This is a genomic window from Faecalibacterium sp. An192, assembly GCF_002160175.1.
Taxonomy (GTDB): Bacteria; Bacillota; Clostridia; order Oscillospirales; family Ruminococcaceae; genus Faecalibacterium.
This window is the reverse complement of sequence record NZ_NFKB01000004.1, coordinates 109976-130655: the sequence shown is the minus strand read 5'-3', so window position 1 is coordinate 130655 and position 20680 is coordinate 109976. Positions and strand designations below refer to the sequence as shown.

19 protein-coding genes and 1 tRNA gene are annotated in these 20680 nt (G+C 58.7%); 19 read left to right on the top strand and 1 reads right to left on the bottom strand.

From position 1 onward, the window contains the following. Window positions 1–231 precede the first annotated feature (231 nt). The 15 genes from B5F27_RS02780 (at window position 232) to B5F27_RS02710 (ending at window position 15521) form a co-directional block, all read left to right on the top strand. The gene (locus tag B5F27_RS02780; protein ID WP_087364512.1) at window positions 232–1203 is read left to right on the top strand and encodes an ABC transporter ATP-binding protein; all 972 of its coding nucleotides are present in this window, start codon (window positions 232–234) and stop codon (window positions 1201–1203) included. Between the two features lies 1 nt (window position 1204). Then, window positions 1205–2077, top strand: coding sequence for an ABC transporter permease (locus B5F27_RS02775; RefSeq protein WP_087364510.1), 873 nt, complete (start codon window positions 1205–1207; stop codon window positions 2075–2077). Between the two features lie 14 nt (window positions 2078–2091). Continuing rightward, the gene (locus B5F27_RS02770) at window positions 2092–3540 is read left to right on the top strand and encodes a Gldg family protein (RefSeq protein ID WP_087364508.1); all 1449 of its coding nucleotides are present in this window, start codon (window positions 2092–2094) and stop codon (window positions 3538–3540) included. 13 nt (window positions 3541–3553) lie between these two features. Beyond that, window positions 3554–4561, top strand: a complete 1008-nt coding sequence (locus B5F27_RS02765) for a DUF4340 domain-containing protein (RefSeq protein WP_087364507.1) — start codon at window positions 3554–3556, stop codon at window positions 4559–4561. 232 nt (window positions 4562–4793) lie between these two features. Then, window positions 4794–5840, top strand: coding sequence for an ABC transporter ATP-binding protein (locus tag B5F27_RS02760; protein WP_087364505.1), 1047 nt, complete (start codon window positions 4794–4796; stop codon window positions 5838–5840). Between the two features lie 5 nt (window positions 5841–5845). After that, on the top strand, window positions 5846–6661 hold the full coding sequence (locus B5F27_RS02755; protein ID WP_087245618.1) for an ABC transporter permease: 816 nt from the start codon (window positions 5846–5848) through the stop codon (window positions 6659–6661). Then, a complete protein-coding gene (locus B5F27_RS02750; protein WP_087245620.1) occupies window positions 6661–7500 on the top strand; it encodes an ABC transporter permease in 840 nt (279 codons plus the stop codon). The genes B5F27_RS02755 and B5F27_RS02750 overlap by 1 nt, the downstream gene beginning before the upstream one ends. 15 nt (window positions 7501–7515) lie before the next feature. Next, window positions 7516–8748 carry a spermidine/putrescine ABC transporter substrate-binding protein gene (locus tag B5F27_RS02745; protein ID WP_087364502.1) on the top strand — a complete coding sequence of 411 codons (1233 nt, stop codon included), beginning with the start codon at window positions 7516–7518 and terminating at the stop codon, window positions 8746–8748. 31 nt (window positions 8749–8779) lie between these two features. Further along, complete coding sequence (locus B5F27_RS02740) at window positions 8780–9517, top strand: acyl-ACP thioesterase domain-containing protein (protein ID WP_087364500.1); 738 nt, start codon at window positions 8780–8782, stop codon at window positions 9515–9517. A gap of 488 nt (window positions 9518–10005) precedes the next feature. Next, window positions 10006–11520, top strand: coding sequence for an IMP dehydrogenase (locus B5F27_RS02735; RefSeq protein ID WP_087245626.1), 1515 nt, complete (start codon window positions 10006–10008; stop codon window positions 11518–11520). Between the two features lie 567 nt (window positions 11521–12087). Continuing rightward, window positions 12088–13608 (top strand): nicotinate phosphoribosyltransferase, encoded by a 1521-nt coding sequence (locus tag B5F27_RS02730; RefSeq protein WP_087364498.1) that lies wholly within the window; start codon window positions 12088–12090, stop codon window positions 13606–13608. An 87-nt stretch (window positions 13609–13695) separates the two neighbouring features. Further along, a tRNA-Leu gene (locus B5F27_RS02725) sits at window positions 13696–13779 on the top strand. 149 nt (window positions 13780–13928) lie between these two features. Continuing rightward, the gene (locus tag B5F27_RS02720; protein ID WP_087364496.1) at window positions 13929–14684 is read left to right on the top strand and encodes a heparan-alpha-glucosaminide N-acetyltransferase domain-containing protein; all 756 of its coding nucleotides are present in this window, start codon (window positions 13929–13931) and stop codon (window positions 14682–14684) included. A 175-nt stretch (window positions 14685–14859) separates the two neighbouring features. Next, window positions 14860–15282: a flavodoxin gene (locus B5F27_RS02715; protein WP_087245632.1), complete on the top strand. Its 423-nt coding sequence runs from the start codon at window positions 14860–14862 to the stop codon at window positions 15280–15282. 74 nt (window positions 15283–15356) lie between these two features. Continuing rightward, entirely contained in the window at window positions 15357–15521 is a 165-nt protein-coding gene (locus tag B5F27_RS02710) for a DUF1540 domain-containing protein (RefSeq protein WP_087364494.1), read from the top strand. Window positions 15522–15591: 70 nt separating this feature from the next. Here the strand turns inward: B5F27_RS02710 and B5F27_RS02705 are convergent, their stop codons facing one another. Next, window positions 15592–16206 carry an HAD family phosphatase gene (locus B5F27_RS02705; protein ID WP_087245636.1) on the bottom strand — a complete coding sequence of 205 codons (615 nt, stop codon included), beginning with the start codon at window positions 16204–16206 and terminating at the stop codon, window positions 15592–15594. A gap of 172 nt (window positions 16207–16378) precedes the next feature. Here B5F27_RS02705 and B5F27_RS02700 point away from each other — a divergent pair, with 172 nt between their 5' ends. From B5F27_RS02700 to tsf, 4 genes are all read left to right on the top strand, one after another. Further along, window positions 16379–16672, top strand: coding sequence for a YlmC/YmxH family sporulation protein (locus B5F27_RS02700; RefSeq protein ID WP_087245638.1), 294 nt, complete (start codon window positions 16379–16381; stop codon window positions 16670–16672). 128 nt (window positions 16673–16800) lie between these two features. Beyond that, complete coding sequence (locus B5F27_RS02695; protein ID WP_087364492.1) at window positions 16801–18744, top strand: LTA synthase family protein; 1944 nt, start codon at window positions 16801–16803, stop codon at window positions 18742–18744. A gap of 227 nt (window positions 18745–18971) precedes the next feature. Then, window positions 18972–19694, top strand: coding sequence for a 30S ribosomal protein S2 (rpsB, locus tag B5F27_RS02690; RefSeq protein WP_087245642.1), 723 nt, complete (start codon window positions 18972–18974; stop codon window positions 19692–19694). Between the two features lie 45 nt (window positions 19695–19739). After that, window positions 19740–20660, top strand: coding sequence for a translation elongation factor Ts (gene tsf / locus B5F27_RS02685; protein ID WP_087364490.1), 921 nt, complete (start codon window positions 19740–19742; stop codon window positions 20658–20660). The last annotated feature ends 20 nt before the right edge of the window (window positions 20661–20680 follow it).

The window sequence follows — 20680 nt, the reverse complement described above, 5'->3', positions numbered from 1 at the left end:
AAGACTGGCCTGGCTCCGCTCTCGCTTCGCCAGGCCAGTCTTTGATTCGTTTACTTCTACCCCTTGCAGGCCTCTTTTTTGTACTGTCCGCACAATATGGGGCGGTTCATATGCCGGGGGATATTTATTTTATTGTCACATAAGGGAATTTACACCACTCTGCCTTATTTTGAACACATTTGCATCCTATAGTATGTATGATTCCAAACAAACTGAAAGGAGCATTTGCCAGTGATCGAAGTGTCGCATCTGACCAGGGAGTACAGCGGCCGTCCGGCGGTGAGTGATTTGTCCTTCACCGTGGAGGACGGACAAGTTTATGGCCTGCTGGGTTCCAATGGAGCGGGAAAATCGACCATTATGAACATCATCACCGGGTACCTTGCCGCCACCAGCGGGACGGTAACGGTGGACGGGCACCCATTGCCTGAGGAAGCCGACGCAGCCAAAGCCTGCATCGGCTATCTGCCCGAGACGCCGCCCCTCTACCCCGAAATGACGGTAAGGGAATATCTGACCTTTGCCGCCGAGCTGAAAGGGGTCAAACGGGCCGAGCGCACCGCCCAGGTGGAAAAGGCAGCCCGCCGCACCGGCCTGACCGACGTGATGCCCCGGCTGATCCGCAACCTGTCCAAAGGCTATCGCCAGCGGGTGGGCATTGCCCAGGCACTGCTGGGTCACCCCAAGGTGATTATTCTGGACGAGCCGACGGTAGGCCTGGACCCGGCGCAGGTCATTGAGATCCGCCGCCTGATCCGGGAGCTGGGACAGGGGCACACGGTGATCCTGTCCAGCCATATCCTCAGCGAGGTGCAGGCCGTCTGCTCTCAGGTGCTGATCCTCTCCCATGGCCGCCTGGTGGCGGAAGGCACGCCCCAGGAACTGAGCGCCCAGCTGAGCCCCCACGGCGTCCTGCACGCCACTGCGCTGGGCAGCCGGGAGGCGGTGGCCGCCGCAGTGCGGGCCGTGAAGGGGATTCAGTCGGTGGACATTGAGGAGGAAAGCGGCGGGGAAGTCACTTTCACCGCCCGCAGCGGCTCGGGCGAAGATCTGCGGGCTGCGGTCAGCCAGGCGCTGGCCGCCGCGGGCTGCGCCGTCCTGAATCTGACCGCCGAGACCCGCAGCCTGGAGGACGTGTTCCTTGAGCTGACCGAATCCGAACAGGCGGACATCGCCGGCCAGACCGAAGGGGAGGAGGAGTAAGATGACGGCTATATTCAAACGGGAATTCCGCAGCAGCTTCTCCGGCATGATGGGCTGGCTGCTGACCGCCTTTCTCACCGGCACTTCGGCGCTCTATTTCTTTGCCAATAACCTGGGGTTCGGCCTGACCGACTTCGGCTACTATACCCTGTACCAGACGGTTTTTGTGCTGCTGGTGTATGTGCCGGTGCTGGCCATGCGCAGCTTTGCCGAGGAAAAACACAGCCGCACCGATCAGCTTCTTTTGACCAGTCCGGTGTCGGTCTGGGGAATTGTTCTGGGCAAATATCTGGCCATGTGCGCCGTCTTCGCGCTGCCCTGCCTGATGGATGCCCTGTTGATCGGGGTTCTGCGGGCGCTGGGCTCCACCAACACCGCCCTTCTGTCCAATTTCTCCAGCCTGCTCTGCTATTATCTGCTGGGCTGTGCGGCCATTGCTATATGCGAGTTCCTCTCCAGCCTGACCGAAAACCAGATCATTGCCGCGGTGATGGGATTTGGCGCTCTGCTGCTGGCCTATCTGATGCCGGGTCTGCGCAGCCTGTTCAATGCGGGCAGCGTCATGGCTCTGGTGGTCTTTACGGTGCTGGCTGCCGCGGTTTCGCTCTGGGCCGGCCTGCGCAGCCGCAGCCTCACGCTGGGATGTTTCCTGTTCGCCGCTCTGGCGGCCTGCATCTCGGTGCTGTTCACCGTCCGCAGCGCCTGGCTCACCGAGGCTTTCAGCTCGGTGCTGGGGGCCCTGGCCCTGTTCTCTCCCTTTGAGGATTTTGTCAATGGCAGCTTCTCGCTGCCGTCTCTGGTGTATTACATCAGCGTGGCAGGGCTGTTCCTTTTCTTTACGGCGCAGGGCATTGAAAAGCGCCGCTGGAACTGAAAGGAGGCCCGACGATGAACAAAGAATCCAAACTGCGCCGCCTTTTTGCCGCACCGGCGGACGGCGGACGCATCTTCCGCAATGGCCTGTACTCCACCGCCATCCTGGCGGCCGCCGTGGTGCTGGTGATCCTCATCAATCTGATTGTCCAGGCCATCCCCACCACATATACCGAGTTCGACCTGTCTGAAGGCGGCCTGTACACCCTGAGTGATACTTCCGTCCAGGTGGCGGAGGGCCTGACCCAGGATGTGACCATCTACTATCTGTGTGAAACCGGCAGCGAAGATGCCATCATCACCCGGCTGCTGGATCAGTATGCAGCTTCCAGCAGCCACATTCACTGGGAACAGAAGGACCCCGCCCTGTATCCCACCTTTGCCTCTCAGTATGGGGCCGAGCAGGTCTCGGGCGGCAGCCTGATTCTGGACGCCGGCACCGGCAGCGATGTGCTGGACGCGGTGGACTTTTACGTCTACGACTACTCCGACTATTACAATTATAGTGTCCGCTTTGACGGCGAACAGCAGATCACCTCGTCGCTGTACCGCCTGACCAGCGGGGAAGTCAGCCAGGCCTACTACACCACAAACCACGGGGAACGGCCCCTGTCGGACACCCTGGTGGATGCCCTGGAGGCCCAGAATATCCAGCCTCAGGAGCTGAACCTGTTGAGCAGCACCATTCCTGAGGACTGTGACCTTCTCATCATCAACTGTCCTGCCAGCGATTTCACCGGCCCGGAGGGCGCGGTGGATGAAATCGGCATGCTGGAGGAATATCTGGCCGCCGGCGGCAAGGTTCTGCTCACCACCGACGCCTACTACAGCACCCCCAACCTGGATGCGGTTATGGCCGAGTTTGGGCTGTCCCGGGTGGACGGCCTGATTGTGGAAGGGGATGCCAACCACAGCCTGTACGGCTACAGCTATTATCTGCTGCCCGATTACGCCATCACCACTGAGAGCACCGCCCTGGATGGCCTGGACACCAGCGCCTACCTGCTGCTGCAGATGGCCCAGGGCATCCAGATCACCCAGAACAACAGCGTCACCGCCGAGCCTCTGCTGACCACTTCCTCGGCCGCCTACAGCAAGACGGCGGGCTATGAGATGACCACCACCGACAAGGAGGAGGGCGACATCGACGGACCCTTCAACCTGGCGGTGTGGGCCCAGAACGACACCACCGGCGCCCAGGTGATTTGGGTGGGCTGCTCCAACATGGATGACGACACTTTGTATATGAGTGTTCCGGGCAACTGTGATTTCCTGGTGGGCTGCGCCGCCTCTCTGACCGGCCAGTCCAGCGACATCCTGATTGACGCCAAGGCATTGGAGGCCGACCAGCTGACCATCCCGGCCGGCACGGCCACCGTGGTGGGTCTGGTGTTCCTGCTGGCGGTTCCGGCAGGTCTGCTGATCGCCGGCGCAGTGGTCACCATCCGCCGCAGAAGAAGATAAGGGAGGGGACTGCATGAAAGCCAAACAGCGCACCCTGCTGATCTTGCTGGTTCTGGTGGTGCTGGCGGGCGCCACCCTGGCCCTGCTGACCCGTTCCAACCAGAAAGCGGAACAGGCCGCCAGCGAGGCCGAGGCCGGAACCATCCCGCTGTCCTCCTTCGCGGTGGACAGCCTGACCGAAATCCAGTACACCTACCAGGGCGAGGCCGTCTCGCTGCTCTACAACGGAGAGACATGGACCCTGGCCGACGACCCGGACTACCATCTGGATCAGACCAAGTGCAACACCATGGCCGCCGCTCTGGCTGACCTGAAGGCCAAACGTCAGCTGGACGCCCAGACCGGGGAGGATTACGGCATGGAGGTTCCTCTGGTCACCGTCACGGTGACGGCAGGCGGAGAGACCAATACCTTCACCTTTGGGGACACCAACACCATCACCGGGGACATTTACGTCCAGAAGGAAGGGGACAGCGCTGTCTATACGGCGGCCTCCTCCAAGGTGAGCTGCTTTGAATACGGCAAGGAGGAACTGTTCGGCGCCTTCAACCCGGCGGGCATTACTTCCAGCAGCCTGGAAACCATCGACTACACCTATTTCGGCGGCGGGGAGAGTTTCTCGGTCCAGCTCAAAGCCGTGTCGGTGGCCGCTGACGCGGACAGTTCTGCCAGCGAAGCCGCAGACAGCGCGGCCGACAGTGAAACCTACACCACCGCCTGGCGCCTGGCCGATGAGACCGAAACCGCCCTCAATGAGGAGGCGGTCAACGGGATTCTGTCGGCCCTGAGCGGCTATGTGTCGGGGCAGATCACCGGCGCCGAACCGGCAGATTATGGCTTTGATGCCCCGCTGGTCACCGTCACCGCCTCCGATGGAGAAACCACTTACCAGGTCACCTATGCCTCCGGAACCGACGGCTGTTATATGATGACGGAAGGGGACAGCTCCATCTATAAAGTGGACCTCACCGTCCCCGAGGCCTTCCACTATACGGCGGAACAGCTGAAGGCCGCCTCGTAAAAAGCAAGTAAAATTTCATTTTTTCAGTCAGCCCGAGCGCCTCCAGCGCCCGGGCTTTTTCAATGCCTGCGTTCATTTCAGGGATTCGTCAAAGTTCGGCCGGTTTGGAAACCTTGTTTTGCGAATTGACATTTTCTGCACGATTGTTTAAGATAGACACAGTATGCCGTCTGTGTTCTGCGGCCGGCGTGCGACGCATTGATTCCATGCAAGGGGAGGACTCATCTGGAAAATGGATAATTCTGTAATCGTATCCCTGCGTGACATCGTAGTGGACTTTGACGGCCAGCGCATCCTGAACGGATTGAACCTGGACATTCACGACAAGGAATTTGTGACGCTGCTGGGCTCGTCGGGCTGCGGCAAAACCACCACGCTGCGGCTGATCGCCGGCTTTTTGGAGCCCAATGCAGGCCAAATCATCCTGCACGGCAAAAACATCACCGGCGTGCCGCCCTACCGGCGGCCGGTGAATACGGTGTTCCAAAAGTATGCCCTGTTCCCGCATCTGAATGTGTATGAAAACGTGGCCTTCGGCCTGCGGCTCAAGCACATGGACGAGGACACCATCCGCACCAAGGTGCGGGACATGCTGGAAGTGGTGGGCCTGAAAGGTTTTGAACGGCGCAGCATCTCCCAGATGTCGGGCGGCCAGCAGCAGCGCGTGGCCATTGCCCGCAGCCTGGTCAACGAGCCCGAAATCCTTCTGCTGGACGAGCCTCTGGGCGCGCTGGACCTCAAGCTGCGCAAAGAGATGCAGCTGGAGCTGAAACGCCTGCAGCGGGAAATGAACATCACCTTTATTTATGTCACCCACGACCAGGAAGAAGCCCTGACCATGTCGGACACCGTGGTGGTCATGAACGGCGGCGTCATCCAGCAGGTGGGTACCCCCGAGGAAATCTACAACGAGCCCAAGAACGCCTTTGTGGCCGACTTCATCGGCGACTCCAACATCATTGACGGCGTCATGCACCGGGACTTCCTGGTCTCCTTTGCCGGAGTGCAGTTCCCCTGCGTGGACCGCGGCTTCAAGCCCGAACAGAGCGTCCAGGTGGTGGTCCGTCCCGAGGACATCGAGGTGGTCTCCCCGATGGAAGGCCAGCTGACCGGCGTGGTGGACGACGTGATTTTCAAGGGCGTTCACTTCGAGATGCATGTGGACTGCGACGGCCGGGAATGGCTGATCCATTCCACCCGCGCCTGCACCCCCGGGGAGCGGATCGGCATGTGCATCGGCCCCAATGAGATCCATATTATGGCACGGTCGGAGGGGTGAAGGGAATGAAAGGATATGATAAACGGCTTGCCGCCCCGTACCTGGTGTGGATGGCGCTGTTCACGGTCATTCCGCTGCTGATTGTCTGCTACTACGCCCTCACCGACGCCGAAGGCCGCTTCACCCTGGCCAATCTGGTTTCGGTCAGCGGATACGGTTCGGTGTTTGCCCGCAGCCTTCTGCTGGCCATGATTGCCACCGTCATCTGCCTAGTGATTGCCTTCCCGGTGGGATACTTTCTGTCCCGCCTGCGGGTGAACAAACAGCGGATCATGCAAATGCTGGTGATGCTGCCCATGTGGATGAACTTCCTGCTGCGGACGTACGCCTGGATGGGCCTGCTGAGCATCAACGGCCCCATCAACACCCTGCTGGGCCTGTTTGGTCTGGGACCCTTCAATATGCTCAACACCGCAGGGGCCGTCGTCCTGGGCATGGTCTATAACTATGTGCCCTATATGATCCTGCCCCTGTACACCAGCATGACCAAGATCGACCAGAGCATCGTGGAGGCCGCCCAGGACCTGGGCGCCAACACCACCCAGACCCTGTTCCGGGTCCTGATCCCCATGAGCGTGCCTGGCATCTGCACCGGCATCACCATGGTGTTTGTCCCGGCGGTGTCCACCTTCGTCATCAGCCGGATGCTGGGCGGCGGCGCCAACCTGCTGATCGGCGACCTGATCGAGATGCAGTTCCTGGGCAACAGCTACAACCTGAACGTGGGTTCGGCCATGAGCCTGGTGCTGATGATTATTGTCCTGCTCTGCATGAGCTTTACTTCCAGCTTTGACGAAGACGAAATGGAGGGGGTGTCCTGATGAAAACCAAACATCTCCGCCTGATGCAGCGGACCTATGTCATCCTGTTTTTCGGGTTCATGTACCTGCCCATTGCCTACATGATCCTGTTCAGCTTCAACGAGAGCAAGGGCTACGCCCTCTTTACCGGCTTTACCACCAAATGGTATGCCAGCCTGCTGACCAACTCCTCCATCCTGCGGGCCCTGGTGGTCTCGCTGGAGGTGGCGCTGGTCTCGGCTGTGGTGGCCACGGTGCTGGGCACCGCGGCGTCCCTGGGCATTGCCGGCATGAACCGCACCTCCCGGCTGGTGATCACCAACATCACCTATATCCCGGTGGTCAACCCCGAAATCATCACCGGTATCTCTCTGATGCTGCTGTTTGTGGCGTATCAGCGGTTTGCAGCAGGGGTGTCCTGGCTGCCGGATACCATCATGGGCATGCCCACCCTGTTGATTGCCCATGTGGCCTTCAACGTACCTTACGTCATCTTCAACGTCAGCCCCAAGCTGCGCCAGCTGGACATCCACCTCTATGAGGCGGCTCTGGACCTGGGCTGTGACCCCAAGCAGGCCTTTTTCAAGGTGATTCTTCCCGAGATCAGCCCCGCCATCCTGTCCTCCTTCCTGATCTGCCTGACCTACTCCATCGACGACTTCATGATCTCCTATTTCAACTGTGGCACCGTCGAGACCCTGCCCATCGCCATCTACTCCATGACCCGCCGCAAGGTCAGCCCTGAGATCTACGCCCTGTCCACCATCATGTTCGGGGCCATCCTGGCCGTAATTCTGCTGTCCAATGTGCTGGAAGGCCGCCGCTACAAGCGGGACCTGAACGCACAGCAGCAGATGTGAGGGGAGGGGGACAAGATGAAACATCTGTTTGCATTTGTGTCCGCCCTGGTGCTGGCCGCAGCCTGCACCGGAACTGCAATGGCTGCGGAACCCATCCAGGTCAACGAGGACATCAGCGTCTCCGGGGACTACGACTGGACCCGGTTCGCCGGCCAGAACGTCACCCTGAACGTCTACAACTGGGGCGAGTATATCTCCAACGGGTCGGACGACAGCGTGGATGTGGTGGCCGCCTTTGAGGAGCTGACCGGCATCCATGTGAACTACACTACCTTTGATTCCAACGAGTCGATGTACGCCAAGCTCAAGTCGGGCGCGGCCAGCTATGATGTGGTGATTCCCTCCGACTACATGGTGGCCAAAATGATTGAGGAGGACATGCTGCTGCCTCTGGACTACAGCAACATCCCCAACTTCGAGCTGATCGACGAGCAGTACCGCAACCCCGACTACGACCCCGAAAACGCCTATACCGTTCCCTATATGCTCTGCACCACCGGCATCATCTACAACACCACCATGGTGAATGAAGCCCCCACCGGCTGGGCCGACCTGTGGGATGAACAGTACGCCGGCAACATCCTGATGTTCAACAACAGCCGGGATGCCTACGCCATCGCAGCTTTCAAAGAGGGCAAGAGCATCAATCCCGCCACCACCCAGGAGGTGGACGAGGTAATGGAGCAGCTCAAAGCCCAGAAACCCCTGGTCCAGGCCTACGTGATGGACGAAATCTTTGACAAGATGATTGGCGGCGAGGCCGCCATCGGCGTATACTATTCGGGTGACGCCATCACCATGATCGATGACAACCCCGACCTGGCCTGGGTTTTCCCGGAGGAGGGCAGCGTGCTGTCGGTGGACTGCATGTGCATTCCCTCCACCAGCCAGAACCAGGAAGCCGCCGAAATGTTCATCAACTTCATGTGTGAGGTGGACGTAGGCGCCGCCAACGCCGAATACATCGGCTACACCACCCCCAGCACCGCCGTATGGGAGCAGCTGGACGAAGAGCTGAAGTACAGCGAGATCGCCTATCCCTCGGAGGAAGTGGCCGCCAAAGAGCAGGTCTTTACCGCCCTGAGCGAGGAAGTGAACAGCGAGCTGGACGTGAAGTGGAGCGAGATGAAGAGCTACGACGAGGGCGGCAGCGGCTATCTGTTCCTGCTGTTGCTGCTGGCCATGGTTTTGCTGGCCTGCTTCAATATCTGGCGCAAGATGCGCCGCAAAGCGCGGAACATGTACTGAATCCATTTCCCGGACCGGAAAGGAGCACACGATGGGATACCCGATTTATTACACCGAACAGATCACCCTGGACGAAGGGGACGTGGACTACCGCGGTCTGATGAAACCGTCGGCGCTGCTGCGCTGTGCCGAGCATATGGCCACCGCCCACGCCTGGAGCCTGGGCATGGACAAGGCCTTTTACAGTGCGCGGCACATGGTCTATCTGGTGGGCCGCCAGGCCTTTCAGTTCTACAAGGTGCCTGCCATGCGGGACACCCTGACCCTGACCACCTATCCCGAACAGAACCGCCGCGCCGTCAACAAGCGAGTCATGGTGGTCTGCAACGAGAAGGGGGAAGAGGTGGCCTGGGTGGACACCCGCTGGACGCTGGTGGACACCGATTCCAGCAAAATCCTGCGCCATATCCCCGAGGATATGGAGAGCCGCTGGAACCCCCAGGTGGACTGGGAACTGCCCCAGCAGGTCCCCAAAGCGCCGGAGCTCATCCCGGCAGGGGTGCGCCGGGCCGGCTACTCCCTGTGCGACACCAACCGTCACATCAACAACGCCGCCTATCTGGACGTGGTGTGCGACACCCTGCCCCAGGAAGTCATCGAACAGGGGCCCATGCAGTATGCTGTCATCAAGTACCACCGCCAAGTGCCCTTTGGGGAGGAGATGGAGCTGTTCTACGGCCAGGCCCGCGGACAAGGGGAGGTCCCCGGCTGGTACGTCACCGGCCGTCGGGAAGGAAAAGCAGCCTTTGAACTGTTCTGTCACTTTTAAAAAGAAAAGCCGAAACAAAATTTCGAGCAAATTACAAAAAAGTTACAAAAAGGTATTGCAAATTGGAGACAAAAGAGTTACAATACAGTTACAGCAGAGAGCCGATACGGCGACTGTGAAATCTTTTTCTTCTTGCTTTTGAGGTGTCGGGCGCAGTCAACCCCTCCTCCGGCTGTTCTCCTTCTCAGCTGTCTGGCTGCGCCACACAGGCGATACCTCACTTCGTGTGCAAAAAAGTCCGTCTCGCAAGAGACGGGCTTTTTTGTTTCCCATGCTGTGCAGACAAGGGGCTAAGTTGCAGCTTCTTCATGCGTTGACTATGCAAAGTGACTGTTTTTTGCAATCGCATTCTGCAAAACTTTGTCGCACGGATATTTTGTATTCCAGCCTCAAATGTGGTATAGTATAGCCAAGTATCATTCCCGGCGTTGCGCAAAACACGTGTGGCCGCAGCGTCTCACAGGTGGCATAGAAAAGGAGATTGGATCATGGCATATTTTTATGAAGAACCCTCCCGTACTTTCGGCGAATATCTGCTGGTACCCGGCTATTCATCGGCTGAGAATGTGCCTACCGCAGTGAGTCTCAAGACCCCGCTGGTGAAATACCGCAAAGGGGAAGAGGAGTGCCCGCTCGAAATGAACATCCCGATGGTCAGCGCCATCATGCAGTCCGTCTCGGGCGAAAAGCTGGCCATTGCTCTGGCCCGTCAGGGCGGTGTGTCCTTCATCTACGGCTCGCAGAGCATCGAGGATGAGGCCGCTATGGTCCACCGCGTCAAGATGTACAAGGCCGGTTACGTTGTGTCGGACTCCAACCTGTCCCCCGAGGCTACCCTCCACGATGTGCTGGAGCTGAAGGCCCGCACCGGCCATTCCACCATCGCCATCACCGATGACGGCACCGCCAACGGCAAGCTGCTGGGCATCGTGGCATCCCGCGACTACCGCATCAACCACACCCCCGACGACGCACCGGTTACCACCTTCATGACCCCCATGAGCAAGCTGGTCACCGCTCCCGAGAACACCTCTCTGCATGACTGCAACAACATCATCTGGGACAACAAGATCAACACCCTGCCCCTGGTGGATGCTGAGGGCCATCTGAAGTACTTTGTGTTCCGCAAGGACTACAACTCCCACAAGGAGAACGCCAACGAGCTGCTGGACGCCCGCAAGAGCTATGTGGTGGGCGCCGGCATCAACACCCGCGACTATGCCCAGCGGGTGCCCGCTCTGGTGGAAGCTGGCGTGGACGTGCTGTGCATTGACTCTTCCGAGGGCTTCTCGGAGTGGCAGAGCCGCACCCTGCGCTGGATCCGCGAGAACTACGGCGACAAGGTAAAGGTTGGCGCCGGCAACGTGGTGGACCGCGACGGTTTCCGCTTCCTGGCTGAGGCCGGCGCCGACTTCGTCAAGATCGGCATCGGCGGCGGCTCCATCTGCATCACCCGCGAGACCAAGGGCATTGGCCGCGGCCAGGCCACCGCAGTCATCGAGGTCGCCAAGGCCCGCGATGAGTACTACAAGGAGACCGGCATCTATATTCCCATCTGCTCCGACGGCGGCATCGTCCACGACTACCACATCACCCTGGCTCTGGCCATGGGCGCTGATTTCGTGATGCTGGGCCGCTACTTCGCCCGCTTTGACGAGAGCCCCTCCAACCGCGTCCGCATCAACGGCCAGTACATGAAGGAGTACTGGGGCGAAGGTTCCAACCGCGCCCGCAACTGGCAGCGGTACGACCTGGGCGGCGCCACCAAGCTGTCCTTTGAGGAAGGCGTGGACAGCTATGTGCCTTACGCCGGTCCTCTGGCCGACGGCGTCCAGACCACTCTGTACAAGGTCAAGAGCACCATGTGCAACTGCGGTGCTCTCTCCATCCCCGAGCTGCAGGAGAAGGCCAAGCTGACCGTCGTTTCCTCCACCTCCATTGTGGAGGGCGGCAGCCACGACGTTCTGCTCAAGAACTCCACCCCCAACATCATGAACGGCTGATTGCAACTCTGAGCCCCCGGTGAAAGCCGGGGGCTTTTTTGCGTTCCCAATGTATAAAATCAGCGGATATTTCTTGACCATGCTGCACATTGCAAACCAAAACAGCTGCGTTGTAATTTAAACAAAGGACAAGAGTGGAAAAGGCCACAAACAAGCTTGAGCAGCCCTTTTGGGCGGCAGCCAATTGGAATCAACCAACCCTGTTTCATAGAAGAAAAGAGGAATGCTCCATGGTGACCGCTATGATTGAATTGCTTGTGATAGGCGCTATAGCTGTTTTGATTGTCGTGCGTCTGGTGCAGTTTATTGTGAATACAGTTCGTGTATCTCGCTCCAAGTGACCAAATCCTGGCCGGCGGCGTGTGGCTGCCGGCCTTTTGTCTGTCCTGTTGGCCGAACAAAGGTGACATCAGTCAAGACAGATTGCGCGGATTTGACCTGAATTTTGCAAAAAGAACTTGCACCCCGGGGCAAATGATGCTATCATATCGTTAATACCCAGACCCAGCCCCGCACGCAAAAAGGGGCAAACGGATGTTTTTTGCTACAAGAAGAGGGGAACACTCTATGGAAAATAAAGTCGAAGTCATCCCGTATATTCCCGATGAAGATTACGATAACCCTGCCATGGTGGTGGACTTTTATGAGTTCACCATGGCCAACTGCCTGTTCCTGAACGGCTACAAGGACACCAGACTGGTTTTTGATATGTTCTTCCGCAAGAACCCGGACCAGCAGGGATATTCCATCAGCGCCGGCCAGCGGAAGCTGACCCGCTTCCTGCTCAACTACCACTTCAACGCCCAGGACATCTGGTGGCTGCGGACCAAGGGAATGAGCGAGGAGTTCTGTGACTACCTGCGGACCTACCGCTGGCAGGGCGATATGTACGCTCTGCCCGAGGGCACCGTCTGTTACCCCAACGTTCAGATGGTCCGGATTGAGTGCGACATGGTGGGCGCCATCCTGATTGAGACCTACCTGCTGCAGACCATCAACTTCCACAGCCTGATTGCCACCAAGGCCACCCGCGTGGTGGGCCTGAACACCCATACTCCCCGCAGTGTCATGGAGTTCGGCACCCGCCGCGCCCAGGGCGAGAGCGCCGGCAACGACGGCGCCTATGCGGCGGTTCTGGGCGGCTGCGTGGGCACCGCCAACTGTCTGGCCGAGATGAAGTACGGCGCAGAGGTCAAGGCCGTGGGTACGGTGGCACATAGCTTCATTGAGTTTTTCCCCACTGAGTTCGACGCCTTCAAGGCCTTTGCTGACACCTATCCCGACTCGGTCAGCCTGCTGCTGGACACCTATAATATTATGGAGAGCGGCCTGCCCAACCTCATCAAGCTGGACGACTACCTGATCGAAAAATACCCCGACGATCCCAACAAGCGTGTGAAGTCGGCCCGGATTGACTCGGGCGACCTGGCCCGCGGTTCCAAGCGTCTGCGCAAGGCGTTGGACGCTGTCGGCAAACCCTATATCAAGCTGGTGGCCTCCAACGCCCTGGACGAAAAGAAGATCGCCAACATGGAGCTGTACGAGCACGCCCACTTTGACTCCTACGGCGTCGGCGAGAACCTCATCACCTCGGCGTCCGACCCTGTGTTCGGCGGCGTGTACAAGCTGGTGGCGGTCAAACAGCCGGATGGCAGCTATCAGCCCAAGATGAAGTGCTCCGACAGCGTCAGCAAGGCCATCATCCCGGGCAAAAAGATGCCCTGGCGTCTGTACGACGCCAACGGTCAGGCCCAGTGCGACCTGATCGCCATGGACGGGGAAGTGATCGAGGCCGGCAAGCCCATCACCATGGTCAACCTGGACCCCGATGCGGTGGAGCGGACCATCACCTTTACGCCGACGGCCGTCAAGCCGCTGCTGGTGCCCCACATTCTCAACGGCCAGCTGGCCATTGAGCTGCCCTCCATCAGCGAGCGCCGGGAATATGTGGCCCGTCAGCTCACCAATGAGGTTTGGGAGAGCGAGCTGCGCCTGGAGTGCCCCCACAAGCACTACGTCAACATGACCCCCGCCGTGGCAGAGTGCCGCGACAAGATGTACGCCGAACTGCATGGCGGCCGCGTTTAATGGATTTTAGTTGACAAAAAGCCGGTCCTATTGTATTATATAGTTCGTCTGGAGCTGCCGCATGGATTCCGTGCGGCAGCTTGTTGGGCCGCTGTGGTGAAATTGGCAGACACGAGGGACTTAAAATCCCTTTCTGGAGACAGAGTACGGGTTCGACCCCCGTCGGCGGCACTGCGAAAGAGCGTTCGGACTGTTCCGGGCGCTCTTTCTTTTTGAAAAGAGCACTTGATTTTTGATGCGGATTCAGGTATCTTTTCTCTGGCCTTCCGGGCCTATTTCCGTCTGGCCCTTTGCCGGACTGCACAGGAGGTACAACTACTATGAACCGTTCCATCCCCACCGGCGGCCGCTATGCGCTACTGGATGAGCTGCGGGGCCTCTGTCTGATCAGCATGATGGTCTATCACGCCATGTGGGATCTGATTTTTCTGTTTGGCCTGTCTGCGGATTGGTTCCTGGGCCTCCCGGGATATCTCTGGCAGCAGATCACCAGCTGGATTTTCATTTTGCTGTCCGGGTTCTGCGTGCACCTGGGCCACAGAACCCTCCGCCGCGGCGCAGAGGTATTTGGGGCCGGGCTGCTGGTCACCCTGGTGACCTGGGCTTTGATGCCCTCCGATCTGGTGGTTTTTGGCGTCTTGACCTTTCTGGGTTCCGCCATGCTTCTCACCGGTTTGCTCCGCCCGGTGCTGGATAAAGTGCCGGCGCCGGCCGGCCTGGCCATATGCGGGGTTCTGTTTTTCCTGACCCGGGACATCAACCAGGGCTTTTTCGGATTTGAGGGAATCACCCTGGCGGCGGTGCCTTCCGGCTGGTACGCCAATTTCGGCACCGCTTTTTTGGGGTTCCCGCACCTGGAATTTTACTCCACCGACTATTTCTCTCTGTTCCCGTGGCTGTTTCTGTACTGGATTGGCTTTTTCCTCCACAAAGCAGTGGGGCGGGACAGGATGGACCCCCTGCGCCGCTCGGTCTGCCCGCCGCTGGGCTGGGCGGGCCGTCACTCGCTGCTGCTCTATCTGCTGCATCAGCCGGTGATCTATGGCCTGATGATGGCAGGGACCTTCCTTTTGTGAGAAAAAGTCCCTTGACAACCAATCCGGAACATGGTATTCTTTTTGCGCAGGTTATTATCAACTAACCTCATCCCTTCGGCGCTGGACAGCCAGCGCTTTTTGCAGGGGAGAGAATTAGTTGTAACTAACTATTTTGTACTGTAATCTACTGTCAAGGAAAGAAGGTCTGAACACAATGAACAAGGTTGCAATCATTTACTGGAGCGCTACAGGAAACACCGAGATCATGGCCAACTGCATCGCAGAAGGCGCAGGCGCCAGCGGCACCATTCTCTCCTGTGCCGATGTCACCCCGGCCGCGCTGGAGGGGTATCATGTTCTGGCGTTCGGCTGCCCGGCCATGGGGGCCGAACAGCTGGAGGAGAGCGAGTTCGAGCCCATGTTCTCCTCGGTGGAGGGGTGCCTGAACGGCCGGAAAGTGGCCCTGTTCGGTTCCTATGGCTGGGGTGACGGCCAGTGGATGCGGGACTGGTGCGACCGCGTCAAAGGGGACGGCGCAGTCCTGTTCCAGGAAGAGGGGCTGATTTGCAACGAGACTCCCGACAGCGACGTTCAGGATGCCTGCCGCAAGCTGGGAGCCGACCTGGCCGCCTGGTAAAAATCCCCAGACCCCACGCTTTGTATAAGCTTCTCTCTTTGCGGGCATACTGCTTGCGAAGAGAGGTGATAAACATGGAGAACAAAGGTGTTATCTGCGATGTCGGCGAGTGCATGTACAACGTGGACTGCTGCAAGTGCAATCTGCCCCAGATTAAGGTGACCGAGCACTGCGCCTCGGGCAGCTGCAACCAGCAGACCGAGACCCCGCACTTCTGCCAGAACTACCAGAAGAAGTAACTCCATCTGAAAAAGCTCCCCCGCCGCGCATCCTCTCAGGGCGTGCGGCAGGGGAGCTTTGTTTTGGTTTTCAGCGCAACGTTACGTTGCAGGTGGCAAGACTGCGGACCAGGGTGTCCACGCTGTCTTTCATCTGAATGCTGTTCATGCCCAGCTGGAAGGCGGTCTGGACATTGGCCCGGCTGTCATCAATGAAGATGCACTCGCTGGCCACCAGCTGATACTTTTTCAGCAGCTCTTTGTAGATCCGGGGGTCCGGCTTGTTGATGTGGACTTCACAGGAGGCCACGCCGCCGTCAAAAAGACCTTCCAGACCGCGGCTCATCAGCAGAGCCAGGGTGTCCTCGGGGATGTTGCTCAGGTAGTAGACGCAGTAGCCGTGGTTTTTCAGGCGGCGAACCAGCTCCACCATCCGGCGGCGCAGGCGGAGGATGGAAGTCCAGTTTTCCAGCACTTCCTGCACCTCAAAACCGCAGTGTTCGGCCTGGGCGGCGGCCAGCATGGCCTGATTGCCCTCGTAGCGGGAGCACAGGCCGGCGTCCAGCTTCTTCCAGGTCTCGCTGCCGAAGGTCAGCCGGTAGACCTTGTCCTCGGTAGAGCTGTTGCAAAAGCGATCCAGCAGAAAGTCCTTGGGGCTGAAGTCCACCATGACGCCGCCCAGATCAAAAATAACATTTTTATACATAATCTTAGCTCCTGATCCGGCCCGGAAGCCGGATTCGATACACATTTTTCTTTGTACTGCATAGTATAACACATCGGGGCCAGTGATTTCCACTGGTTTTTCCTGCGAAGCGCAGCGACAGCCCGCGCCCTGTGCTGTCCGGTACAGGACGGGCCGAAAGGGGGAGCGTACCGTGACATTCCGTGAACTGAGCAAAAAAGAAGTGGTCCAGCTCAAAGAAGGGGCCTGCCTGGGCAAGATTGACGATATGGTCATCGACCCCGAACACGCCAGAATTGAAAAGCTCCTGATGCTGGGCCGGCCCAAGCTGTTTGGGCTTTTGGGCCGCGGCGAAACTTTGGTGATCGAGTGGGACGAGATCGAAAAGATCGGTGCCGACGCCCTTCTGGTCAGCACCGAACTGCCGGAGGACAATGGGCAGGAGGATAAAAAACAGGGCCTTCTGGAACGGCTTCTGGGCAAATAATTATCGGTCAAGATGGAAAATTTCACAAGAATATGAGTAGACTTTAGGTCGAATTGCGCTATAATAGGATTCGGATTCGCTGCGGGCCGGGTGCCCGCACCGAAAGAAAAACAGGAAGTGGAGTTCGTATGAAATACAAACAACAGACGACAGCTTCCCTGGGCGTATTGATCGCCCGGGGGATTTTTCCGTTTGCGGCATCCCTGATCTTTTTGGTTTTGACCGAGTGGGTGGCGCGGGGCGAGCTGACAGGGGAGACCTGGGCAGAATATATCCAGCCTCATCTGGAGTCCTATCTGCTGTCCTGGCTGTTCCTGTTTCTGATCTGGATGGTGGTAGACACCGTCACCCGTCTGGCCCCGCTGGCCACTTTTTTGTCCGGGTGCACCGGTCTGGTGCCTGCAACGGTCAACTTTTATACCCTGCAGCTGCGGGGTGAACCCTTTCTCCCGTGGGACCTGACCCAGGTGGAGGAGGCCGCCGGCGTGGCGGCCGCTGCCGGCCTGAAGGTTCAGACCAGCATGATCTGTTCCGGCGTTCTGCTGGCGGCGCTGACGGTGCTGGCATTTTTTCTCTACCGCAGGCGCGACAAAATGGTTTTGCCGGTGCGGCTGGTCAGCGTGGCCGCTTCGCTGGCGGCCCTGCTGACCCTGATCTTCGGGATTTACCTGCAGCCGGCGGCCACCCAGTGGTTCGGCATCTATTCCGACGCCTGGATGCAGGACCGCTACTACCGCTGGTACGGAGTCATCACCGGGTTTATGACCAACCTCACCAACCTGGAAATCAATGCCCCCGAGGATTACACCGAGGAGGCTGTCAACGCGCTGCTGGATGACGTGGAGGCCGCCCAGCACTTTGAGACCGGCCCCAATTATCCAACCAGCTACGGCGCCGCCACCGACCCCGCCCAGGTGGAAAAGACCCCCACCATTATTTATGTGATGGACGAGTCCTATTGGGATGTGAGCGAGCTGGAGCAATACGGCGTCACCTTTGATACCGACGTCTCGCCCAATCTCCATGCTCTGCAGCAGACCAGTGCCTACGGCAAGGTGTACAGCCCCAGCTTTGGCGGCGGCACCTGTGACGTGGAGTTTGAGGCCCTGACCGGCTATTCGGTGAGCTTTCTGCCCTCGGGCTGCAAGCCCTATCAGCAGCACGTCACCAAGCCCATGTTTGCCCTGCCTTCCTACCTCAAGAGCCAGGGCTATCAGACCGCGGCGGTCCACTGTTACTATGCCAAGTACTGGAGCCGCAACACTGCTTATCCCAACCTGGGATTCGAAGATTTCATCAGCCTGGAGGATATGCGCGGGGTGGACAAGGTGCGGAGCTACTACTGGCCGGGCGGCCTGGTCACCGACGCCTCTATGGGGGAACAGATCATCCAGGAGTACGAGCGTCTGAAAGAATCCTCGGACGCGCCGGTTTTTCTCCATGCCGTCACCATGCAGAACCACACCAACTACAACGCGGCCAACTATCCGGATGAGGAACGGGTCCACGTCACCAGTGCGCCGGCCGGCCTCAAACAGAGCACCATCGGCGCTTTGGAGGACTTCGCCACCGGCGTCCGGGATGCGGACGCTTTGCTGGGCCAGCTGGTAAGCTATTTCTCCCAGGTGGACGAGCCGGTGATCTTGGTTTTCTGGGGTGACCACTATAACCCCATTGACTCGGGCTACGATGTGTACACCCAGACCGGCTATGCCAGCGCCGACAGCTCCGACCCGGCCCTCCATCAGACCACGCTGCTGATGTGGTCCAACTACAGCAATGCCCAGGTGGATCTGGGCACCATCGCCGCCTATGAGGTGTCGCCGGTGATGATGGATGTTTTCGGACTGGAACAGCCCCTCTATTTCCAGTACCTGAACCGGCAGCTCCGCTATGGATACCGCAGCTGCACCGGCGGCAAAACCATCATCTGGAACGGCACGGTGGCCGACAGCCTGACCCCGCAGCAGGAGCGCTGGCGGAACAATCACTGGCTGCTGCAATACGACCTGATGTTCGGGGAAGGCTATGCTTTGGACCGAATGGGAATCTCTCTGGAAGAAAACGGGTAAAAACCGCCCCGGAATGCGAAAATTGGTCTTGCATCCGGGCCCGAGCTGTGCTATTATATTTAAGGTGTGTCCGGTCAAACGGGCCGGTGCGCCGATCAACCATCACACACGCATCACTATGCCCTTTTGTGCTTCTTCGGAAGTGGAGGGCAGTCTGCCGCCCTGTACCATGCGGGGAGGGCAGATCACGGTGTGCGGAGGTCAAAACAATTTGGAGGTAATTTATCATGGCAGTCATTTCTATGAAGCAGCTTCTCGAAGCAGGCGTGCACTTCGGTCACCAGACCCGCCGCTGGAACCCCAAGATGGCGAAGTATATCTTCACCGAGCGCAACGGCATCTATATCATCGACCTGCAGAAGACCGTCAAGAAGCTGGACGAGGCTTACAACTACGTGAAGGAAGTCGCAGCTGAGGGCGGCGAGATCCTGTTCGTCGGCACCAAGAAGCAGGCTCAGGAGTCCATCCGTGACGAGGCCAACCGCTGCGGCATGCACTATGTCAATGCTCGCTGGCTGGGCGGCATGCTGACCAACTTCCGCACCATCCGCAAGCGCATCGACCGCATGGAGCAGCTGAAGAAGATGCAGGAGAACGGCACTTTCGAGCTGCTGCCCAAGAAGGAAGTCGCTAAGCTGGAGCTGGAGATGGAGAAGCTGGACAAGTACCTGGGCGGCGTGAAGAACATGAAGACCCTGCCCAAGGCTCTGTTCATCGTTGACCCCCACAAGGAGCGCATCGCTGTCTCCGAGGCTCGCAAGCTGCACATCCCCATCATTGCCATCGTTGATACCAACTGCAACCCCGACGAGATCGACTGGGTCATCCCCGGCAACGACGACGCTATCCGCGCTGTCAAGCTGATTGCCGGCGCTATGGCTGACGCCGTTCTGGAGGGCAAGCAGGGCAACCAGGAGGCTGTTCCCGCTGAGGAAGCTGCCAACGCCTGATTTCTCCGGCACCAACAGGCAACGATAGAATAGGAGAGGATTACAATGGCTATTTCTGCAAAGGACGTTATGGAACTGCGCAAGCAGACCGACTGCGGCATGATGGAGTGCAAGAAGGCTCTGACCGATGCCAACGGCGATTTCGCCAAGGCTGTCGAGCTGCTGCGTGAGCGCGGCCTGGCCACTGCTGCCAAGAAGGCCGGCCGTGTGGCCGCCGAGGGCATGGTCTACGCTGATTACTGCTCTGAGTGCAAGGTCGGCGTGGTCATCGAGGTCAACGCTGAGACCGACTTCGTCGCCAAGAACGAGAAGTTTGTCGAGTTCGTCAAGGAAGCAGCCAAGGTCATCATGCAGCAGAACCCCGCTGACATCGATGCTCTGATGAACTGCAAGATGGGCGACACCACCGTGGACGACGCTCTGAAGCAGCTGATCCTGGTCATCAAGGAGAACATCAAGGTTCGCCGTTTCGTCCGTTACGAGGGCCCCTGCGCAGCTTATGTGCACGGCGGCGGCACCCACGCTGTTCTGGTCAACTTCGAGACTTCCGATGAGATCGCTGCAAAGCCCGAGTTCACCGCTTACGGCAAGGACATCGCTATGCAGATCGCTGCTGCCAACCCCAGCTACCTGGACGAGGCCAGCGTTCCCGCTGAGGTCATCGACAAGGAGAAGGAGATCATGCTGGTCCAGATGTCCAGCGATCCCAAGAACGCCAACAAGCCTGAGGCTGTCAAGATCAAGATGATCGAGGGCAAGCTGAAGAAGTACTACAAGGAGAACTGCCTGGTTGACCAGGAGTTCGTCAAGGACAGCGACCTGTCTGTTGCTCAGTACACCGCTAAGGTGGCCAAGGAGCTGGGCGGCGACATCAAGATCGTCAAGTTCGCCCGCTTCCAGAAGGGCGAGGGCCTGGAGAAGCGTTCCGACGACTTCGCAGCTGAAGTCGCCAGCATGGTGAAGTAAGCGTTTTTGCGCCATTCACC

What these genes read in the sequence shown, in the direction of transcription:
- B5F27_RS02735 (WP_087245626.1), top strand. Translation starts at nt 10,006, where the DNA reads ATGGCATATTTTTATGAAGAACCCTCCCGTACTTTCGGCGAATATCTG.
- B5F27_RS02720 (WP_087364496.1), top strand. Translation starts at nt 13,929, where the DNA reads ATGAACCGTTCCATCCCCACCGGCGGCCGCTATGCGCTACTGGATGAG.
- B5F27_RS02715 (WP_087245632.1), top strand. Translation starts at nt 14,860, where the DNA reads ATGAACAAGGTTGCAATCATTTACTGGAGCGCTACAGGAAACACCGAG.
- B5F27_RS02765 (WP_087364507.1), top strand. Translation starts at nt 3,554, where the DNA reads ATGAAAGCCAAACAGCGCACCCTGCTGATCTTGCTGGTTCTGGTGGTG.
- B5F27_RS02705 (WP_087245636.1), bottom strand. Translation starts at nt 16,206, where the DNA reads ATGTATAAAAATGTTATTTTTGATCTGGGCGGCGTCATGGTGGACTTC.
- rpsB (WP_087245642.1), top strand. Translation starts at nt 18,972, where the DNA reads ATGGCAGTCATTTCTATGAAGCAGCTTCTCGAAGCAGGCGTGCACTTC.
- B5F27_RS02770 (WP_087364508.1), top strand. Translation starts at nt 2,092, where the DNA reads ATGAACAAAGAATCCAAACTGCGCCGCCTTTTTGCCGCACCGGCGGAC.
- B5F27_RS02710 (WP_087364494.1), top strand. Translation starts at nt 15,357, where the DNA reads ATGGAGAACAAAGGTGTTATCTGCGATGTCGGCGAGTGCATGTACAAC.
- B5F27_RS02760 (WP_087364505.1), top strand. Translation starts at nt 4,794, where the DNA reads ATGGATAATTCTGTAATCGTATCCCTGCGTGACATCGTAGTGGACTTT.
- B5F27_RS02750 (WP_087245620.1), top strand. Translation starts at nt 6,661, where the DNA reads ATGAAAACCAAACATCTCCGCCTGATGCAGCGGACCTATGTCATCCTG.
- B5F27_RS02695 (WP_087364492.1), top strand. Translation starts at nt 16,801, where the DNA reads ATGAAATACAAACAACAGACGACAGCTTCCCTGGGCGTATTGATCGCC.
- B5F27_RS02755 (WP_087245618.1), top strand. Translation starts at nt 5,846, where the DNA reads ATGAAAGGATATGATAAACGGCTTGCCGCCCCGTACCTGGTGTGGATG.
- B5F27_RS02740 (WP_087364500.1), top strand. Translation starts at nt 8,780, where the DNA reads ATGGGATACCCGATTTATTACACCGAACAGATCACCCTGGACGAAGGG.
- tsf (WP_087364490.1), top strand. Translation starts at nt 19,740, where the DNA reads ATGGCTATTTCTGCAAAGGACGTTATGGAACTGCGCAAGCAGACCGAC.
- B5F27_RS02745 (WP_087364502.1), top strand. Translation starts at nt 7,516, where the DNA reads ATGAAACATCTGTTTGCATTTGTGTCCGCCCTGGTGCTGGCCGCAGCC.
- B5F27_RS02730 (WP_087364498.1), top strand. Translation starts at nt 12,088, where the DNA reads ATGGAAAATAAAGTCGAAGTCATCCCGTATATTCCCGATGAAGATTAC.
- B5F27_RS02775 (WP_087364510.1), top strand. Translation starts at nt 1,205, where the DNA reads ATGACGGCTATATTCAAACGGGAATTCCGCAGCAGCTTCTCCGGCATG.